General features: G+C 51.6%; 9 protein-coding genes and 1 pseudogene. 1 reads left to right on the forward strand and 9 read right to left on the reverse strand.

Annotated elements, in window-relative coordinates; translation table 11 throughout:
- Window positions 1-47: 47 nt before the first annotated feature.
- Entirely contained in the window at window positions 48-1,184 is a 1,137-nt protein-coding gene (locus FJQ58_RS04850) for a bifunctional cystathionine gamma-lyase/homocysteine desulfhydrase (RefSeq protein WP_139991307.1), read from the reverse strand.
- Between the two features lie 13 nt (window positions 1,185-1,197).
- A complete protein-coding gene (locus tag FJQ58_RS04855) occupies window positions 1,198-2,109 on the reverse strand; it encodes a PLP-dependent cysteine synthase family protein (RefSeq protein ID WP_139991308.1) in 912 nt (303 codons plus the stop codon).
- Window positions 2,110-2,390: 281 nt separating this feature from the next.
- On the opposite strand from FJQ58_RS04855, the gene FJQ58_RS04860 reads away from it, so the two are divergent.
- The gene (locus FJQ58_RS04860; RefSeq protein WP_238403817.1) at window positions 2,391-3,872 is read left to right on the forward strand and encodes a DHA2 family efflux MFS transporter permease subunit; all 1,482 of its coding nucleotides are present in this window, start codon (window positions 2,391-2,393) and stop codon (window positions 3,870-3,872) included.
- A gap of 135 nt (window positions 3,873-4,007) precedes the next feature.
- Here the strand turns inward: FJQ58_RS04860 and FJQ58_RS33380 are convergent.
- From FJQ58_RS33380 to FJQ58_RS04895, 7 genes and pseudogenes are all read right to left on the reverse strand, one after another.
- Window positions 4,008-4,244 (reverse strand): annotated as a pseudogene (locus FJQ58_RS33380) (transposase); the annotation flags it as partial.
- 600 nt (window positions 4,245-4,844) lie between these two features.
- On the reverse strand, window positions 4,845-6,914 hold the full coding sequence (locus FJQ58_RS04870) for a hypothetical protein (RefSeq protein WP_139991309.1): 2,070 nt from the start codon (window positions 6,912-6,914) through the stop codon (window positions 4,845-4,847).
- Window positions 6,901-9,126, reverse strand: a complete 2,226-nt coding sequence (locus tag FJQ58_RS04875) for a GH92 family glycosyl hydrolase (RefSeq protein ID WP_139991310.1) — start codon at window positions 9,124-9,126, stop codon at window positions 6,901-6,903. The genes FJQ58_RS04870 and FJQ58_RS04875 overlap by 14 nt, the downstream gene beginning before the upstream one ends.
- Window positions 9,127-9,241: 115 nt before the next feature.
- Window positions 9,242-9,895 carry a hypothetical protein gene (locus FJQ58_RS04880; protein WP_139991311.1) on the reverse strand — a complete coding sequence of 218 codons (654 nt, stop codon included), beginning with the start codon at window positions 9,893-9,895 and terminating at the stop codon, window positions 9,242-9,244.
- A gap of 77 nt (window positions 9,896-9,972) precedes the next feature.
- Entirely contained in the window at window positions 9,973-12,006 is a 2,034-nt protein-coding gene (locus FJQ58_RS04885) for a right-handed parallel beta-helix repeat-containing protein (RefSeq protein WP_139991312.1), read from the reverse strand.
- A gap of 339 nt (window positions 12,007-12,345) precedes the next feature.
- Entirely contained in the window at window positions 12,346-14,508 is a 2,163-nt protein-coding gene (locus FJQ58_RS04890) for a beta-galactosidase (protein WP_162341310.1), read from the reverse strand.
- A 204-nt stretch (window positions 14,509-14,712) separates the two neighbouring features.
- Complete coding sequence (locus FJQ58_RS04895) at window positions 14,713-19,347, reverse strand: S-layer homology domain-containing protein (RefSeq protein WP_139991314.1); 4,635 nt, start codon at window positions 19,345-19,347, stop codon at window positions 14,713-14,715.
- Between the last annotated feature and the right edge of the window lie 71 nt (window positions 19,348-19,418).

Genomic DNA, 19,418 nt, shown 5'->3' on the forward strand with positions numbered 1-19,418 from the left:
CGGTGGATTCACCCGTTCTTAACAAAGGGAGTTACTGGTTATCTCCATTAGGCCTGCAAGCTCTGCTCCAAATCCTCAACTAAGTCCTCGGCGTCCTCTATTCCTACTGATATGCGAATGAGCCCATCTGTAATGCCTAGCTGCTGCCGTCTTGCAGCCGGAATCGAGGCATGGGTCATGCGAGCCGGCACCGAAATTAAACTTTCCACCGCACCTAGACTTTCGGCTAAAGTAAAGTATTTCAGTCTTTGAATGACTGCGGCCGCTTGCTGCGCACTTCCGACATCAAAGGATATGATGCCGCCAAAACCGCGCGCCTGCCGCTTGGCCAGTTCATGCTGCGGGTGGCTCGGCAGCCCCGGATAATGAATGCCATGAACCGCGGGCAGGGCTGACAAGCTGGCGACAATTGCCCTGGCATTCTCCTCGTGGGCTTCCATACGGAGACCGAGTGTCTTCAAGCCCCGCATAAGCAGCCACGAATCCTGAGGGCCAAGCACGCCGCCCGTTGCGTTTTGCACAAAATGCAGCTCCTCGCCCAGCGCCTCGTTATTTACAACAGCCAAGCCCGCAACCACATCGCTATGCCCACCGATATATTTGGTTGCCGAATGCACCACGATATCCGCCCCAAGCGCAAGGGGTGTCTGCCAATAAGGGGTGCTGAACGTATTATCCACGATTAACAGCAGCCGCTTTGACTTGGTCCATTCCGCTAATTTGGCGATATCCGTTACTTTAAGCAGCGGGTTCGTAGGCGTTTCCACAAACAGCGCTTTCGTATGGGGCAGCAGCGCCTTGTCAATTTCTTCTTGTTTGGTCGTATCCACAAATGTTGCTTCAATCCCGAGGCGGTTTAGCACTTTTGTTGCAATGCGGTACGTTCCCCCATATACATCATCGGTCAAAATGATATGGTCACCCGCGCTTAGCAAGGAAAACACGGCATGAATTGCCGCCATGCCAGAGCTGAAAGCAAATCCCCGGCTCCCTTCCTCCAAATCGGCAATGTACTGTTCAAGCGCATGGCGCGTCGGATTTCCGGTCCGGGAATACTCGTACCCCTTATGAACGCCAATCTCCTCCTGCTTGTAGGTGCTGACCTGATAAATCGGAACACTCACCGCACCCGTATGCGGATCAAATGGCGTTCCCCCATGAATGAGCTTTGTTTTCCTTCTCAGCTAAAACGCCTCCCTAATAGATCTGTTTGCTCAAATAGCGTTCGCTGCCATCTGGAAAAATCGTAACGATATGGCTGCCCGGCGCAGCTGCCTGTGCTTCAAGCAGGGCTGCATGCAGTGCGGCTCCAGAAGAGCTGCCCGTCAACATACCTTCCAGCTGGGCCAGTTCCTTCACTCTCGCAAAGGCATCCTCATCGCTAATAGTATGAATGGCATCGAAATACGTGCTGTCCATGAACGGAGCCAGCTTCTCAATGCCAATGCCTTCCGTCCGATGCGGACCGGGAGCACCGCCGCCTAGAATGGAGCCCTCCGGCTCGACAATGACGGTCTTTAATTGAGCATTCTGCTCCTTCAAGTAAATCGCTGTACCCATAAAGGTACCGCCAGAGCCTGCTCCGGCAACAAAAATGTCTATTTGGCCATCCAAATCCCGCCATAGCTCGGGACCAAGCGTTTTATAATAGGTTAGCGGATTAACGGGATTGGTAAATTGTCTTGGAGAATATGCACCCGGAATCTCCCGCACAAGCTCCTCTGCCTTAGTCACGGCGCCGAGGATGCCCAGCTCTGATGGCGTATTCACAATTCGCCCGCCAAGCGCCCGCATGAGCTGCTGCTTCTCTATGCTGAACTTCTCCGGCACGACAAAGATTGTCGAAATTCCTCGTCCGATTGCCGCCAGCGCAAGCCCGATTCCCGTATTTCCCGCCGTGGCTTCGATGACCGTTCCTCCAGGCTGCAGTTGACCGCTTGCGAACGCGTCATTTAGAAGCTCTACGCCAAGCCGATCCTTGACACTGCCTCCCGGATTCTTATATTCCAGCTTTGCATAAAGCTTTACTCCATTCGGCAGTGCATAACCTTTTAGTTCGACCAGCGGCGTGTTGCCAATAAGCTCGTGGATATGTTGAAACCTAGCCATCTGCAGTCCCTCCCACGATATGCGATTCTTTTAACGCATTTCCATAATGGGTCCATACCCTGCATTATATGAAGAAGCTCCGCTTTGTGCTTGCGCCTGATGCTTTCTGAGGAAACGAATACATCGCCTTTTCCCGTCTCCAAAGTGGGCGTAACCACAAATCGTTCTATCGCTTTATACAAAATTTCAATAATAAGCCATTATTCCGATGTGTTACACTGGTTTTATATCTATACCATATTCCCAAACCTATACGAATGTGAAAATCAGGAGGTGTGCGGTTGTCAGCAGGACTAACCGAAAAGCTCAATAAACCGTTCATTGCCAAACCATCGTTTTGGCCTGCCTTAGCGACACTCTTCTTTGGTTCATTTGTAGGCATGTATCATGTTGTTTCACTAAATGTATCGCTGCCGGGCTTTATCGGCATTTTCCATACGGATTTAGGAAAGGTACAGTGGATTATCACCGGGTTTTCGCTCGCTTGCGGCGTTATTGCTCCGGCCGGCGGCTATGCAGGAGATCGTTTCGGAGGAAAACAAGTCTTTCTATTTTGCCTAGCCGGTATTACGGTGACTTCGGTGCTTTGCGCCTTCTCGTGGAATATTCACGCGCTTATTGCCTTTCGAATTTTGCAAGGGGTGTTCTGCGGCCTGATTCAGCCGGTCTCGCTGGCACTCATCTACCGGACCGTTCCCGCTGACAAGCAGCCTCTTGCAGTTAGCGTTTGGTCGTTCTCCACGATTCTTGGCACGGCGCTTGCCCCATCGGTCAGCGGCTGGCTGCAAGGCTATGACTGGCATTTGATCTTTCTCGTAACGGTGCCTGTCGGCATTCTAGCGCTTGTAATCGGCAGCCGAATTCTCCCAACCAATCCCGTAAACAAGGAAACCAAACTGGATCGCATCGGGCTTGCGCTTGCAGCTTCAGGCAGCCTGTCACTGCTGCTTTTATTTGGTAATATATACGCCTGGGGCTGGAAATCTTCTGCTTTTTGGGTGTGCTTAATCGTCGGGGTCGGCAGCGCGGTTTGGTTCGTTATTCACCAGCTAAGAACGAAGACGCCCTTGCTGCAGCTGCGCTTGTTCCGCAACCGCACGTTCACGATCAGCTTAGTTGTTTCCCTAATCCTTTCCGTTGCCCTTTACTCAGGCATTTATTTTGTTCCGCTGTATCTATCGGAAATCCACGGGCTCAGTTCTTTTCATATCGGGCTGTTGTTTTTGCCGGGAGCTGCATGCTTAACTTGCGCCACCTTCTTCTCCGGGCGGTATTATCATAAATTCGGACCGGCTATGCTCGCCATCGTCGGAACCTCCATCCTTATTGCCACGACATACTTGTTCAGCAGGCTTCAAGTGAGTACGAGTCTGCTGGCCATTATGATCATTATCGCGATCCGCAATACGGGAACCGGCCTAGCCCTAACGCCTGTGACCAACGCCGGCATGATGGCCATTCCCAAGGAGCTCTCCGGCCACGCCTCGGCCCTCATCAACTGGCTGCGGCAAATATTCAGCGCGATGGCGCTAGGCTTGTTCACTTCGCTATTTTATGCCCGGCTGGCGGTTCATCAAGAGCAGCTCGGAAAAAGCGATGAAGCCTACCCCTCTGCTTACACGTTAAGCATAAACGATGCTTTCTTATTTTCCGCGATCATTATATTGTCTGCGCTGCCGCTTGCCTTGCTGCTTCGCAAGCCAAAAGATATCAGCCGTGCCGGAGCTTCCGCCACAGACGCCATTGGGACGAGGCGATCATGAAAATGCCACGCAAACAGCCAGATAGGATACCTTCTCCTGTCCGGCTGTTTTCATTCCATTAGCTATAAAATTTCGGACTACCCTCTTTGCGTTTCAGTCGCTGCGCAGGTAGATCATGCTTACGGTCGCTGCGCACCTAGGGATTTGCAAGGTAATGCTGCCCACGCGTGTCATAAGGCTTGGTGAGTAACTTCCATTTCGTTGTCCTAGCCGGTCAGGTGTCCGCTCCTACTTGGAAGCTGGTAATCACTCTGTCGCTTGGGCTTTCAACACTTGATTTAAAATGGTCTCGAGCAACGTAGCTACACTCGCATCTCGATATTCTAAGGCAAACAGCTGGTTTATATTTCGTGTATCCTGATATGAAGCCATGTTTAAATATTCTTCTCTGGAATGGTCTGGTTAACTCTTCTAGATGAGTATTTACTTCATGGCTTACATTTTAGGAATTCATCATTTTACATAATAATTGGTCTCATCCGCATAAAGGTTATAGCCCTTGACTTACATGGAATTTCTCCCGCTAATTTAATGAATTTCAGCTTTCCACGTCGTTTAACGGGAGTTTCTCCTGCTAATTCCAAGAAAAAAGCAGGAAACCAATACAAACGCTTAAATTAACGGTATAAATTCCTTCTAATTCCCCTCTCAGGCGAATGCGCTTAATTTAGCAGGATGAATTCCATCTAAATAAAAGGACTTCAAGAAAGAATCGATGCAGATTCTAGAAAACAAAAGGAGTCTATAATAAAGAATCAATTTGCTGCCACTAGAAAACAAAAAGAGTCTAATAAAGAGTCAATTTGCTGCCACTAGAAAACGAAAGGACTTCAAGAAAGAATCGATGCAGCCGCTAGAAATCAAATGGACTCCAAGAAAGAACCTATTAGCAGCCACTAGTCAACAAAAGCCGCATTTATATCAGCATTTTAACAGAACATAAGCTGAACTTGGTCCAAACTTGGTCCAAACTCAAGCCTCGCTTAATCCCCAGCCAATCGCATGCTTCATCGTTCGCTCCAGCCATTCATCATTTGCTAAATGGGGAACGTCCGCAATAACCTCAAGCGTAGCCGGTTCTATAATGCCGGGCTGTGGCGCATGCATGGCAGGTCTCTCCCACGTATCCTCATTGCTTCTCCTTACCTCTAGATCATACACGTATATACCAGGAACTAGCTGGTCAGGAACGGGTTGCACGCTTTTCACATAAGAGAAGCCTTCTCTGCCGCCCGCAACTACCGGCATCGTCCCTTCCAACATGACAATCGGCTCTATTGTAATCGGTTCTATCGCATTCTGCTCCCATGAAGGCTGCAGTGCCAATCGATATTCCATTCCCGGCTCTCCGTAAAGGATAAGCAGCATCGGCAAGCCTGCTATGGCAAACTTCGGGCCTTCCAAAAAAATCGGCTGACGGGCAGGCTCGAACAGCTCGGATTCCTCCCAAGCTTCCGGCACTTCGCTGGCTCTGCGGTAATGCCAGTTGCCTTCCATCGGCAGCTCTTGTCCTGTCAGTAGAGAGACCAAGCAAAGCTTGGCGCTATCGAAAGGGTTGGTGCAGTTGTTATGTCCGTAGCGATAGCCAATTTCATGCCTCACCTGAACGCCGTGCCGACGTGCCCGGTCTGCCCATTCAAAGGATAGCCAGCTTGAGGTATATGCATCATGCGTGCCGTGAGTCAGCCATACCTTCGTTCCTTTTGACTTCAAAGCAAGGATGATGGCGTCCGAGGCTGGACCAGGCCCGCTTGCAATACGGACCGAATCACTCGTTCCAAGCAGCGTAGCCAGAAAGAGATCAACGGCGCTGCGTCCCTCCCCGTCCTTCCAGCCTGGCTGCCAAGCATTCTTGTAGCCAATATCCTCGCAAACTGCGCGCCAGCACACCGGGCATGTCGGGTTCAGCATATCCCTAAACGGCTCGCCAAACGCCAGCGGTACATTGTAACAAACCGCATACCGTACAGAATAGACGGTACTGCCTGGGTTTCCTGCAGCCATCAGGCTCGAAATGCCGCCGCGCGAGCCGCCCACGGTGACGACTTCATGACCGTTAACGCCATACTGCTCGATGGCGATTCGGAATACATCGTCCAAATTCTCATAGATGGAGGCCTGCATCGTTCTCGTGCCAAAGGAGCCGCCTCCGTTCCAGATGATCCCGACTGCGCCTTTCCCCGTCTCCAGAAACGCCTGTCCAAGCCCCTTTAGCAAAGGTGGACCCATCGTCGAAAACACATTTTCATTCTGGTCGTAAAAGCCGCTAAACAACGCTGGATAATGTTCTTTCAGCGATGTGCTCCAAAGCGGAGGCAAAATGTAGCTTACCATGCTTTCATGCTCACCTTGGCCCGCAATTCGCCCATGCACAAGCTGAAAGGCTGGCATGCCCTCAAGCTGCTCCGGCGCAGCAGTCGGCACCCGGAAAATAATCGGATACCCCGTAAGCTCACGGATCTCGTCCGACAGCTTTAAAGCAGCCTCATCCGTTACGCGCAGCACGCTGTACGTCTCGCCAATATAGCGCTCATAAGCGGGTGTCCTGAAGGACTCGCCTTCCTTTTCGCCCGCGAACAAAGCATACGTGTCCGTTTGATAATAGTAGGGACTTGACGGGTCCTCGTCACGCAGCTGCAAATCGACCTCGCGCTCTCCCGTTTCCGCATGAAGCCGCAGCACGCCGATGCCATCCGCTGCACCTGCCTGCGGTCCGCCCCTTCCCCCATTCAAGGCTGCATTCCAATTCGTAACAATTGGAAAATCGTTCCGCAGCCGCTCCGATACCAGAGTGTAAATGCCTGCTTCCCGCGGCTCTATACGAACCAATCCGCTACTCAAATCGACATGCTGCACATCAAAATATGTCACCATTTCATTCGCATAACAAGCCGCTAATATACGACCTTTACTGCTCGCAATATAAGCCAGGAGGTCCGATTGAACCTCAATGTCAACCAAGCCCAAACCCGGATTAAGTCGAATAAAACCGCTCACCGGCACATAGCTGCCCGGCGCAAAAAAAAGCTTATTCGAACTCATGGTCAGCCTCATTTCTCATCGAGTAAGGTAAAGCATTACTTTGTAACACTCGATCCGATGGCTCGTTTTCCATATGAAATTGAAGATGTGCTCCCGCTGCAAGCTGATCATGGCTGACCGCAAGCTTCTGCCATGGCTGACCGTCCAAGCTTAAGCGATTCCAATATACCTGATCGGCCCCTTGATTTTCCGCTTCGATAACGAGCTCCTTGCCGTTTTCCAAACGGATCGTCGCTTTACGGAACAATGGGCTGCCAAGCATATACTCCGGCACGCCCGGCGTGAACGGATACAAGCCAAGCGCTCCCCAAATATACCAGCCGCTTAGGCTGCCATTGTCCTCGTCACCGGGCAGGCCGTCCGGCTTGCTGCTGAACAATTCCCTCATCGTCTTTCTAACCCAATATTGCGTGCGGGAAGGCTTGCCAAGCGCGGTGTAGATATAAGGAATATGGAAGCTCGGCTGGTTGCTGATTGCAAATTGGCCAAAATCGATTGCCGCCATTTCGGACATTTCATGAATTTCCGTGCTGTATGTTCCGGTTTTAAAGGATGGCGGCATCGTCATGAGCTCATCCAGCCGCTCGACGAACGCCTCATTTCCGCCCATGAGATCAGCTAGCCCCGTCATATCATGCGGGACGGACCAGCTGCACTGCCAAGCGCCACCCTCGCAGAACGGGTCCCCCCACGCAAGCGGGTCAAGGTTAGCCTGCCACGCTCCTTGTTCGTTTCGTCCTCTCATAAAGCCTGTTCCCGCATCAAATAATTGGCTGTAGTTGGCCGCTCTCTGCCTAAAGAAACGGTAATCGCCCTCTTTGCCTAGTCCTTTAGCCATCTGCGCGATGCAGAAGTCGCCATAATAATAGTCCAAGGCGTTGCTGACGCTCTCATGGAACTGGTTGTCGGGCAAGTATCCGTGCTCGATATACGCATTCAACCCTGTCCGCCCATGCGTACCGTCATCCGCAGCAAGCGTCGCATGCTTGCGCAAGCCCTCGTATGCAGCCTCTACGTCAAAGCCTTTAATGCCTTTGACATAGGCATCGGCAATTGCCGCGTCAATGAGCGTGCCCGGCATGGCGCTGCGTTCCGCAGGTGAAATCCACTTGGGCATCCAGCCGCTTTCCTTATAAATATTGACCCAAGCCTCCGTCATCTCACCAAGCAGCGTCGGGAATAAAAGGCTATAAAGCGGAAGGCTCGTGCGGTAGATATCCCAGAAGCCGATATCCATATACATAGGCCCCGGGTGAACTTTGCCATCATAAGCGCTAAAATGAAGCTGCTCCCCCAAGGGGCTATATTCATGCCAAGTACGGGGAAACAGACAGGCACGGTACAGACAGGTGTAAAAGGTACGCTTCTCTTCCTCGTCTTCGCCTTCTACGCGAATTGTGCCGAGCCGCTGCTCCCAGTCCTGCTCCGCCTGCTGCTTTAATTGCTCAAAAGTGAGATCGCCAAGCTCCTGCTCCATATTCCACTCAGCCTGCTCCAGACTAATAAAGGAGGTTCCGAGCCGTACGTTAACGATGCCCGATTCCGGTACTTCGACGCCTGCATAGGCGCCGACCCGGTTTCCGATCTGTTCCAGACTGCTGCTTGGAACAAAAGCCGAATCAAACGTGCTGCTTTGCCCCTCTTGAAGCGCGCAATCAAATTCCATAATGAAATACATCGCAAAATTCTCATGCGTCTCGCCGTGATGCGCGCGTGTAAAGCCGGTTACCCTGCGCTTTGCCCCGTCAATCGTAACCGAGGATTCCCCTTCAAAAGGGGATACGATCACTCGGCAATCCTCTTTCCGGTCAAAGGTAAAACGAAGGCGGGTACTTCTCATGGCAGGCACCAGCTCCAGCTTTGCCTCATAACGCGGGAGCCGAATGCCGAAATAATGCGGCTGCACGATCATTTCCTCCGCTCTGTACGAGGACGCCCATGCATCCGATTTCAAGTAAACCGGACCGCTCTGCGGCATAATAACCAAGTGCCCATAATCTCTCATCCAGGGACTCGGCTGATGCGTCAGCCGAATGCCTTGAAACCGACGATGCGACGGGTGGAAAAACCAGCCGACCCCCTCTTCATTCGATTGCGGGCTCCACGAGGTAGTGCCCCACGGCCTTGAAATGAGCGGCAGCGTATTGCCATTCGAAAACGTATAGACAGAATCCGTTCCTTGCAGCGGATTCACATAGGGCAAATAGTTCATGAGTCTGTACCTCCAGGTCATGGCTAATGATGGTCGAGCAAGCCATTTTGTCTCTTATGATAACGCTTTATTTAAGCAGCGGACAGGAGGCAACCCTGCGAAATCGTTTGCTGGACTACGGAGTTTCGATTCGATTGTAGACCTCCCATTCCGTTGCTTTCGCAGCGGAGCCCAGTCCCTTCGTGACCTGCTCTTCATACCTGCGCTCCCCCTCCGCAACCGAGAGGCCATCGCGCTCCCTAAGCATTTCCTTGAACTGAAGCACCATATTGCTGAACAAATAATCATAATAAGTATTTTCCTCATACTGCAATGGGCCGTATAGAAGCTCCTTCTTTTCCGCTGCCTTCAGGCGTCGCTCATTTTCCTTCTGCCAGTCCTCCCGAAACGCTGTATAATCAATGCGCTCAACGATCCCCTCGTCTTTGGCGATTATTTGCTGAACCTTGATGCGGACAGCCTCCTCAAGCGCTGCCGCTTTAAGCCAATCAATCGGTCTTTCCCCCTCGTGGTCAGTGGTCCAATATTCAGCACTATCCTCCGCTTGATAGGTGTCAAAAAAATACCGGATCGTTTCGCTTCGCTTACGTGCCATGAGCAGCGCAAGCTCGCCGAAGCGAATGGGCTCCCCATTCACCTTGGCGACAATTTCATCCGCCTGTACGTTAGAGGCTATACTTTCCTTGCCGCCATCGTTATGAACCGCACAGCTCCCAAGAATGGCGGCAAGCAAACATGCGAGAATAACCACAAGCTTTTTTTTGATCATAAGGTCACGCCTTTCTTTAAGAAGCGCGCGGGGGCAGCCGTCATGCTGCCCTTCACGCGCCAAATGGTTCATTCCTGCTATTTAGAAATTACGATACGGCCAAGCTGAGTCCCCCATGCGGAAGTTGTATCCGAGAACTCTACCTTTAAGTAATTTGTGCCAGCAGGCAGATTCGCGGTCGGCGTATATTGCGTAGCAGCCCACCCCGCTGCCGTTGCCACAGGTGTCGTATTGGAGCTGGATACCAGCGTCCAGGTTGTGCCGTTTGGCGAGGAATAAAACTTCACCTTAGTTAGATTAATGTTAAATTCATAAATGCCCGCGGTAAACTGCAGCATGTCGGCATAGTTATAAATCACATAGCCCGTAGCCGTAGAGCTGCGCTTGATCCGTGAAGCATCCCCGTTAAAATAAGCCGGATTCGTCGTATCAAACTCCATATTTGTGGAATGGGAGCTGGATACGCTCCAGTCAGAAGCCTCGTCAATCAGCTGGGTTGGTGCGGTGAACGTTCCGGCTTCATGGAAGCCTCTGCTCGGCGCGGCGGTATTGGATAGGATATTGCCAAAATAATCTTTTCCGCCATTGCCTGCGATAAGCAGCCCGCTTCCTGCTGCGGGAGATCCGCTCGCCAGCTTGTAGCCATCCGCCGTGCTAAGTCCCGGCGCGCTGCTGCCTGCGCTCACAAACAGCGGATTCGAAGTCAGCTTATGGGCATCTGCCGGCTCGCTTGCCGGATGATTGCCATAGAACAAGTTGTAGTCAAAGGTAGCGCCTACGCTTGGATACGAATAGGTTCCGCTGCCCATGTTGTAGATCACGTTATTTTTGAAGCTCCAGTTTCCTGGCGTGCTGGCATCGCAACCGTCGCAATAGATCGGATTTTTGAGCCCCGAGCCAATATAGATCGTGTTGTTATAAATATTGGTGCCCTCCGGCACGCCCCATGAGAAGGTAAAAACGCCTTTCTCCCCGCCATAAGCATCGTTAACGCTGAGATTGTAACGGATCGTACTCGTGTTGGTATAGGGACCCATCAAAAGGATAAAACCGCCCTCATTATCATGGCTATAATTGTGCTGGAGGATGGCGCCGTAATGGCCCAAATCGATATCAAAGCCCTGTCCGTCCGTATCCGTCGTTCGAGTGCCATACGCTTCGTTGTACTGTACAATCGTTCCGATAGAACGGGTTGGCCAAATGCCCGCACTGGCATTCATGTTGAAGCCGGCAATCATTTTTTGCCCTGCGCCATTAGCGACGTTGTATTGAATAATGGAATCCTTGAAGCCAAAAACCAAAATCCCGTCACCATCCGTATAGGAAACGCTATTATTTTGCACCTTCAGGCCGGTGCTGAGCTGCGAAGCGATAACGACCGTTTGGTCGCCCGTATGATAGCTGGCATCCCAAATGTTAATGCCGTTCCGTCCGACATGATCGACGGTATTGTTCTCCACGATGACATCGTTGAAGCCGTCGTACGCGCCGCCAGCGAACATGCTGATGCCGCCGTTCGTATGCGGCGCAACGGCTCCACAGTTAAAGCAGCCATTTACGTCATGAACGTAGTTATTAGCGATTCGGAAATAATTGAGCTTCCCGCCGCCGTTCGACTCGATATAAATTCCGTGCCGCGGAACGCCGCCCACCGTAGCCGTTCCCGAATTGTCTGAGCCTGAATGGTTGGTGATCTCCAAATTTTGAATGACCCAATACTGCTGGTTGACCAAATAAACGGCCGCACCGGAAGCGATGCTTCCGCCGTTAATAAGCGGACGGCTCCCCGTACCGTAGGCATCAATCGTAATCGGATTGCCCGCGCTGCCGGAGCCAAGCGGATGCAGCTGCCCATTCCAGCTGCCCCCTTTTTTGAACAAAATTTTGTCGCCGGGCTGGAACGTGACCGCATTTACTTTCGTTAGTGTTTTCCATGCTGTACTTGTGCTAGTGCCACTCGCAGAGTCGCTGCCAGCTGCTGAATCGACGTAGTAGGTCGTGTTTGCCGCGTAAGCCTTGTCGCTTGAGCCCGGTAATCCTAACGTCGATACGAGCAAAATTGCGATGATAGCCAGCATGCCCCATTTTCGTGCAAGAGTCATCCTAAACATTTCGTTGCCTCCCCATAATGAGATATAAAAACGCTTGCCCCGTTCCTCCTTTCCCAGGTCATGGGCGTTCCGAGGGCTGCCTTGCACTCGTACGCACCTCAAATGTAAGCGATTGCATCAGTTTTGATTAGGGGGCAATACTGCGAAATGGTTGAAGAATCGGTTCAAATGTGCCCTATTTGCCGCTCTAGCAGCGGCTATCCTCCACATATACATCCCAACAGCTCGCTTACTACGCATTTTGAACAAAAAAGGGTACCTACGTTGTATGGTCTACAACATAAGTACCCGCGAGCTCAACAATTAATGCATTTACTAACAGGAGAGCGATAGAGCAAATTAAACAAGCCGATACACTTGAATATCTCCCGCTTCCAGCTGAATGTTCAGAAGTTCGGTGGCAGCAACAGACTTGGAAACAGCGGCGGAGCCGTCTTCAAACCAAGGCAGCGCCTGCCCGAAAGCTGCAGGGAGCTGTACCGTTCCGTAGGTTGCTTCTGCTCCCCAGTTATGAACGAATAGCAGGCGCTCTAGCGTGCCTTCATGCTCCCGCTCCAATAGATCGGCTCTCAGCGTGCCGCTTTGGACTTCAACGTACGGCTGCAACGCCAGCTCTTCCTTGAGCAGGCTGCCGATTATTTGCAACGTGCCTGTGCTTCCGTTTTGCCAATAGGCCGCGGCGAGCAAGGTACCGATCCAGACGGCTTTGCCTTTGCCGTAGCTTGAGCTGGTCATCGCCGCCGATTGGTCTTCCGCAAAATGAGCCAAAACCGTTACGCCGTCTTGCAGCTCAATATCGGATTTATAATAGGAGCCAGCTCCGGCCACAGGCGTCCCATCGGCATTTGCGGCTGTACGGCTGACCAGCGGAATCGTCGTTGTGGATTGAATTGTTACGTTGTGGTAGCTGTGATCCAGATGCTCAACGGAATGAATCCACGTCTCGCGGACGCCAAATACTTCGTCGAAGCCGTAGCCGGGAACCTGGTAGCTGTGGCTGCCATTCTCCGCCATAAGCGCTCCGAAGGAGCATTCCGAGATCAGCGTTCCGCCATTTGCTACCCACTCCCGAATAACGCCGCATAGCTGCGCATTCAAATAAAGCGGATACGGCATCCATAAGCATCGGAATTTAGCCAGTTCTTCCTGGGTGACATCTTTCTCATGAATGAATTCTACCTTATAGTTCAGATCATGCAGCAGCTTATGGGCGCCCTGCACGGAATCGTTATAGGTGTCTAAATGCGTGTACACAGAGAAATTGGCAATCTGATTCTCTGGGCTGTACAAGATGGCAATTCCGTCCGATGGCCGGGCCGCCGTCTCCAGCAGTTCCCGGTTCGTTTGAATGGTCTGGTTCAAATCCGCCATATCTCTAAGCCAAGGCGTTTCGCTGCCATCCAAATAGGTGCTTCCCCATGCCGGTGCTTCATGGCCAAGCACTTCCGGCCTGTACTGCCAGAAGAGGAAGCCGCTGATGCCCCGCGCCAGCGGGATCAGAATATGCTGCTTTAATTCCCGGAATTCTAGCTTCTTCGGCTTCATGGCCGTATGGCCCGGAAGCGCATGGATTTCCGAATTGATCATTTTTTTGCCTTTGGCTGCCGAAATAAGCAAATCCGCCGACCAGGCGGAGGAGCCTAGGCTGTTGCCGAACAGATCGCACGGCTCTGCCAGCTTAAAATCATCCGAGCCCGCGGTCATCATGTTGAAGATCGGGGCAGGAACCGTATGCACCATGACCGGATTAGTCCGATCATGCGATTTCACAACCGTTACTCTGCGTTTAAGATCATCGGTTAGCGCATTGGACATGAATAGGCGCCAATCGACAAGATCATTAAATACCGCCTGCCCTCTCGGCGGCTCTGCTTCCGACCAATCCGTATAGGTACGCTGCCATTTTTCGTTAAAATGGTCGATCGTTACGTACTTCTCCTTCAACCAATCTCCAAACGCTTCTTGGGAGCGTTCGCAATAACAAACCTGATTTTCATAGGCTAACGTTCGCTTGATGCCCGTCGTCAGCTCTGGTTCATTCCACAAATCCCAAACCCATAGAGCCGGATGGTCTTTAAAAGCAAGCACGGCCGCCTCAAGGAAACGGTCCTTCTCTTCTTGGGCAGGTCCATGATGATAGCAAGGGCCCGGCGCTCCGCCGATTTGCCGATAGCTCAGCGCCCTTGGCTCAATTATGGTTCCGTCCGCCGTCACCATTTTGGACTCAGGGTATTTCTTATAGAACCAGGCTGGAGCTACGTCAAAAATCACGTTCAAAACAACCTTCAAATGATACTTTGCCGCTAAGTCCATAAGCTCCTGGATATCATCGAACTGAAAAACGTTCTCCCTAGGAGCACTCGCGCGCCACTGTACCCAATATTTCACGCAGTTGAAACCCATATCCGATATTCGTTTAAGATCCTGCTCCCATTGATCCCGGTAAGGGGTGGGAGACCTATAATATTGAAAGCCGAATGGTATGAAAGAATCTTGCTGCAACGACCGACACCCCGCAATGTTTGACTGATTTAACCCGCTTATTAATGCGCTTACATGTAGGTTATCCCTTAATGATAGCACTCGCCCAATTGGCTGCGACAGGAGGCAAGCCTGCGAAATCGTTTGCGAATTAGCCTTTTTTTGCAAAAAAAAGAAGATGCCCCATCCGGCATAAACCGAATGAAACACCTTCCTTCTTTGCTGTTACAGACCTAGCAATCGGTAAATAATAGCCGAGGCTTCCGCTCGCGTCGTTAGACCCTTGGGTTTGTAGGAGCCGTCAGCGTATCCGTTAATAATGCCCTCTTGCCGCAGAGCAGCAATGCTTTCAAGGGCAAAGCCGCTAATTGTGTTTTGATCTTTAAAAGGCTCCGCTTCGCTTGGTGTAGATGGCTCGCCTAGAGCTGTTCCCCAAGCACGGAAAGTGATGACTGCCATCTCCTCGCGCGTAATGACATCTGAAGCTCCGAACATGCCATTTCCTTTGCCATTTACGATGCCAAGCGCCTGCGCTGTCGAAACCGCCGGATAGTACCAAGCGTCCGCCTTAATATCTGCGAAGCCAGTTGATTTCGCAGCATCTGCCGTTAGGCCAAGTGCGTTTACAAGCAGCTGCACGAATTCGGCGCGGGTAATGCTGCGGCTAGACTCAAACCTCCCGTCGCCCACACCCTTCACGATCTCGCGTGCTGCCAAAGCTTCAATCATCACTTTCGATGCCGAAGACGTATCGGTAAAATGAACATCCGCATAGGCCGCTCCATAGAAGCTTAAATGTTTAGGCTCGAACGTAAGCGTGCCTGACGCCGTATCATATTTTACCTGCTTAACAGCTTCCATCCGGCCATCTGCGCCAATGAAATAGGCTACAACCTGATGAGCTTCTTCTTTCTGCTTCAGCTCGTATTTTACGGTTGCCGTCAAAGCCGGTTTGCCGTTAAATGCTTGAATCGCGATCCCGTCAATCTTCACTTTAAAATCGTAGACCGGGTTGCTTTTCCACTTTGCTTGCAAACCTAGCGGAAGCGCCGTATTCTCTACCTCAGCAATCACAATTTCCACTTCCTTGGAAGAGGAAGAAAGCTGGCTTAAGAGATCTTCCACTGGAACTGCAATGGAAGCTCCGTTAACCTTAACGACTACGGACTTCGCCTTGGTTCCCCATTCTTTAATGCTTGCTAGCGGAATATGAACGGACGCCCCTTTTAATGCCTCTCCGGACGCAATAACGTCAACCGTCACTCGACCGTCTTGTGCGCCTTCAAGCGCTTTCGCAAGCTCTGCCTCTGTCACATTCACTTTGGCAATACCTTGCTCGGCGCTCGCCGGTTTGGCCGTTATGATTCCTTTGTCCACGGTATTTGAGCTGCTGCCACTTCCAGTGCCGCTGCCAGTATCCGTGCCTCCGCCCGGTGTTGGCGGTTGGTCTGTTCCTGGCGCGAGCAATTGGAACGTACGGAAGAGCAACGGATCCTTGGCTCCGCCAATGCCAGAGCCCCACTCGATATAGCCCTTGCGTCCCGCACCGTCATTATCGTTGACTAGCATGGAGAAGCTTAAAGAGTCGCCTGCTGCCATCTTCATCGGATAAAGCTCGCTCCAAGGCAGCGCAAGCTCATAAGTAGTCGTCTTCTGCTCCTCATTGCGAGTAACGTTGAGCTTTCCATTCGTTACCGCTCCCGTCGGTTTCCCTTGCATCGTCAACCAGCGGTAGATTTGCGGGCCATCCGGAGTCTGCGATATTCCATACTCATACCAAGACTGGCTTTCTCCCGGTACGCCTGGCGCCACGCTAAACTGAATGCCGTCATTTTGCCAAATGTTCGCACCAGAAGCTGCATGATTGAACACATCGTCTTTCATGTCAGCCATAAGATAGAAATTAGTCTCATCCCAACGAAGCTTTACCTTGCCGCTAAGATCATCGTCGCCTTTAAATCCGTTGATCATATTTTCACCCTGTGCCAAATCAATCGTGACAGGCTCGCGCTTGTCCGTTTGATGGAGGATTCGGTTGAAATCAATCTCTCTGGTGATGTGTATGCTCTCATAACCCGCAATTTCCACCGTCAGATCAAGCGGATAAAGGACGCCCTCGGACAAGCCTGGGAGAGGAATCACGTAGGTTGATTGCAAGCCCGGTGAAACCGCAGGCACCTTCGTGTCCGTTCCGCTTATCGCGTTGGAACCGGCATCTGCGCCTACCTCCCATGAGATTTTGCCAATGCTTAAGCTGTCTACCGTAGAGCTGTTCGTAAATTGAAGGCGAAGCGATTTGCTTCCTTTGCCATCGTCAGTAATGCTCGGCATTACTTTCAGGCCTTGATAATAAAGCCTTAAATCATCCTCGGGAGGCTCAGGCAGCGTTGCCGGATCAAGTCCCGCCCCACTGTATGCGCCGATATTCGGAGCTTCCGATTGAGAAACCGGATTACCCCAGTAGTCCATGCCACCATTGCCTGCAATCAGCTTGCCTGCACCAAGTGCAGGCGAACCTTCCCGCAATCGGTAACCGTCAACGGTACCCCAGCCCGTACCGCCGCCGCCCTGGTGGACCAGCATCGGGTTAGCCGTAATTTTATTCGCATCGGCCGGTTCGTTAAGCGGATGGTTGCCATAGAACAAGTTATGATTAAACTGTCCATTTACTCCAGGCAAATAGTAATCGCCCGTCCCAAGATTGTAGACCAGATTGTTCGTAAAGGAATACGGCGCATTCAAATCTCCCGCCTCATCCCACTCATGATCAATGACTCTCGTATTTTGACCCGTGCCAATGTAGATGCTGTTGTTGTAGATTTGCGTACCCGGCGTAACGCCGCCCGCAAAGTTGAACGTGTGCGTCAGGTCGTTCTGGCTAATGTTATACCTTACGATATTGTCCGATGATCCCGTTAGCACCCCAGGCGTCAGACGCGCATCCACGAATAAGATGAACCCGCCCTTATTGTTGTGGCTGTAGTTGTATTGTACGATGCTGTCCTTTGTGTCAATATCCAGGTTGAATCCTTGTCCATCGCCTTCCGGCTTGTTTGTGTTAAAGGATTCATTGTACTGTACGACATTGTTTTTGCCCCGCGTTGGCCAAATTGCAGCTGAGCCGTTAAACTCCCCAACCTCGGAGTAGTTCCCGCCGCCTTCAGCTACGTTATGCTCGATTAAAGCGCCATCCACGCCAAACGTTAGGATGCCGTCACTGTCTGCTTGCGTGACATGGTTTTGGCGGATGATCACGTTTGTCGATGCAAAATCCTGCCCGTTCCACCGCTGATCCCACACGACGATACCCGTCCGTCCGATCCGCTCTACCAAATTGCCTTGGATGAGAACATCGTCGAATTTATCCGTTGCCGTCGTTCCGCCTACATAAACCGATATTCCGCCGAACGCATGCGGGCCGCCTTCTGCCCCGGAGGTTGTCGGGTATCTAAAGCTGCTCGAAACGTCATGCACATAGTTGTTTAAAATTTTAATATTGCTAAGCGTGCCTGCATTTGCATTTTCAACCAAAATACCTTCGCGGTAAGTGGTGCCACGCTCTGCCGCGTAATTGGTTACCTCTAAATTTTGAATAATAACGTTGGAGGAATTACGCAAATATACAGCGCCGCCCGCCATGCCGCCTCCGTTAATAATCGGCTTACTGCCGCTGCCGTACGAGTCGATAACGATTGGCGCTTCGCTTGAACCGCTGCCCTTTGGATACAGCCGTTCGTTCCAAACCCCGCCTTTCTTGAGCAAAATTCGGTCGCCTGCCGCAAAGGTCGTGTTGTTGACGTTTGCAAAGGTCTTCCATGCTGTGCTTTGCGATTTGCCGTCATTGCTGTCGCTGCCCGCTGCTGCGTCGACAAAATAGTCGCCCTCGCCTCCGGTGCCGCCTTCGCTGCCCGGAACGGTATTCGCAATCGCAACCGATCCAAGCTGCATCAGCCAATTGGCCGCATCACCCGATAATTCTACTTTTAAATAATCAATATTGGCTGGAAGCGGACCGGCAGGCGTATACGTAGCCCCGGACCACGCTCCATCCCCAGTAGACACCGGCGTATCATGCACGGACGGAATTTCCGTCCAAGCCGCTGCATCCGAGGAACCGTAGAACTTTAGGTTTCCTGTCGATCCCGCAAAGGAATGAAGTCGGGCCGAAAAATGCTGAATGCCGTGCAAATGGTAAACGACGGACTCATCCGAGACAGCCGTTCTTACGATTCTGGAGGCGTCTCCCCCGAAAAAGGCCGGATTCGTGTCGTCCACCGACCAATTAACAGTGTGCGAGAAAAGCTTGGACACGTCATTCAACTCGTCGATGATCGTCTGTGGAGCTGTCGAAATATTGGATACTGTAACCGAACCAAGCTGCATCAGCCACGTGTCAACGTCACCGCTTACTTCGATTTTCAAATAATTAATGCTGCCAGGCAGCGCTCCCGCTGGCGTATAAACCGTTCCGTACCAACCATCTCCAGTTCCCGCCGGATCCGAATAGTTGGATGGAAGCTCTGTCCAAGCCTCAGCATCGGAGGAGCCGTAAAATTTCACGACAGCCGTTGAGCCGGAGAAATAATAGGCTTGAAGAGAAAAGGACTGAATGCCGGTTAGCTCATAGATGGCATACTCCGTCGTTGTTGACGTTCTAACCAGTCTGGACTCGTCCCCGCCAAAAAATTGCGGGTTCGTGTTGTCTAGGCTCCAGTTCTCGGAGGCCTCATAAATCTTGGAATTATCCGTTAACGCATCGTGAATCGATGCCGATTCATGCGCGGATACCACTGCGGCTGGCAGCGCCAGCATACAGAATAGGGTGAAGACCAGCGCTATATTGGTACATTTTTTCAGCATGGTGTATGACTCCTTCTCGTTAAAATTATAGATATGCTTCTTAATGAAGCGCTTTCCTCAAGCTGCGAAGC

This window comes from Paenibacillus paridis (assembly GCF_006345825.1).
Taxonomy (GTDB): domain Bacteria; phylum Bacillota; class Bacilli; order Paenibacillales; family Paenibacillaceae; genus Pristimantibacillus; species Pristimantibacillus paridis.

Coding starts and splice junctions, on each gene's coding strand:
- FJQ58_RS04855 (WP_139991308.1), bottom strand. CDS start 2,109: ATGGCTAGGTTTCAACATATCCACGAGCTTATTGGCAACACGCCGCTG.
- FJQ58_RS04870 (WP_139991309.1), bottom strand. CDS start 6,914: ATGAGTTCGAATAAGCTTTTTTTTGCGCCGGGCAGCTATGTGCCGGTG.
- FJQ58_RS04875 (WP_139991310.1), bottom strand. CDS start 9,126: ATGAACTATTTGCCCTATGTGAATCCGCTGCAAGGAACGGATTCTGTC.
- FJQ58_RS04880 (WP_139991311.1), bottom strand. CDS start 9,895: ATGATCAAAAAAAAGCTTGTGGTTATTCTCGCATGTTTGCTTGCCGCC.
- FJQ58_RS04885 (WP_139991312.1), bottom strand. CDS start 12,006: ATGTTTAGGATGACTCTTGCACGAAAATGGGGCATGCTGGCTATCATC.
- FJQ58_RS04895 (WP_139991314.1), bottom strand. CDS start 19,347: ATGCTGAAAAAATGTACCAATATAGCGCTGGTCTTCACCCTATTCTGT.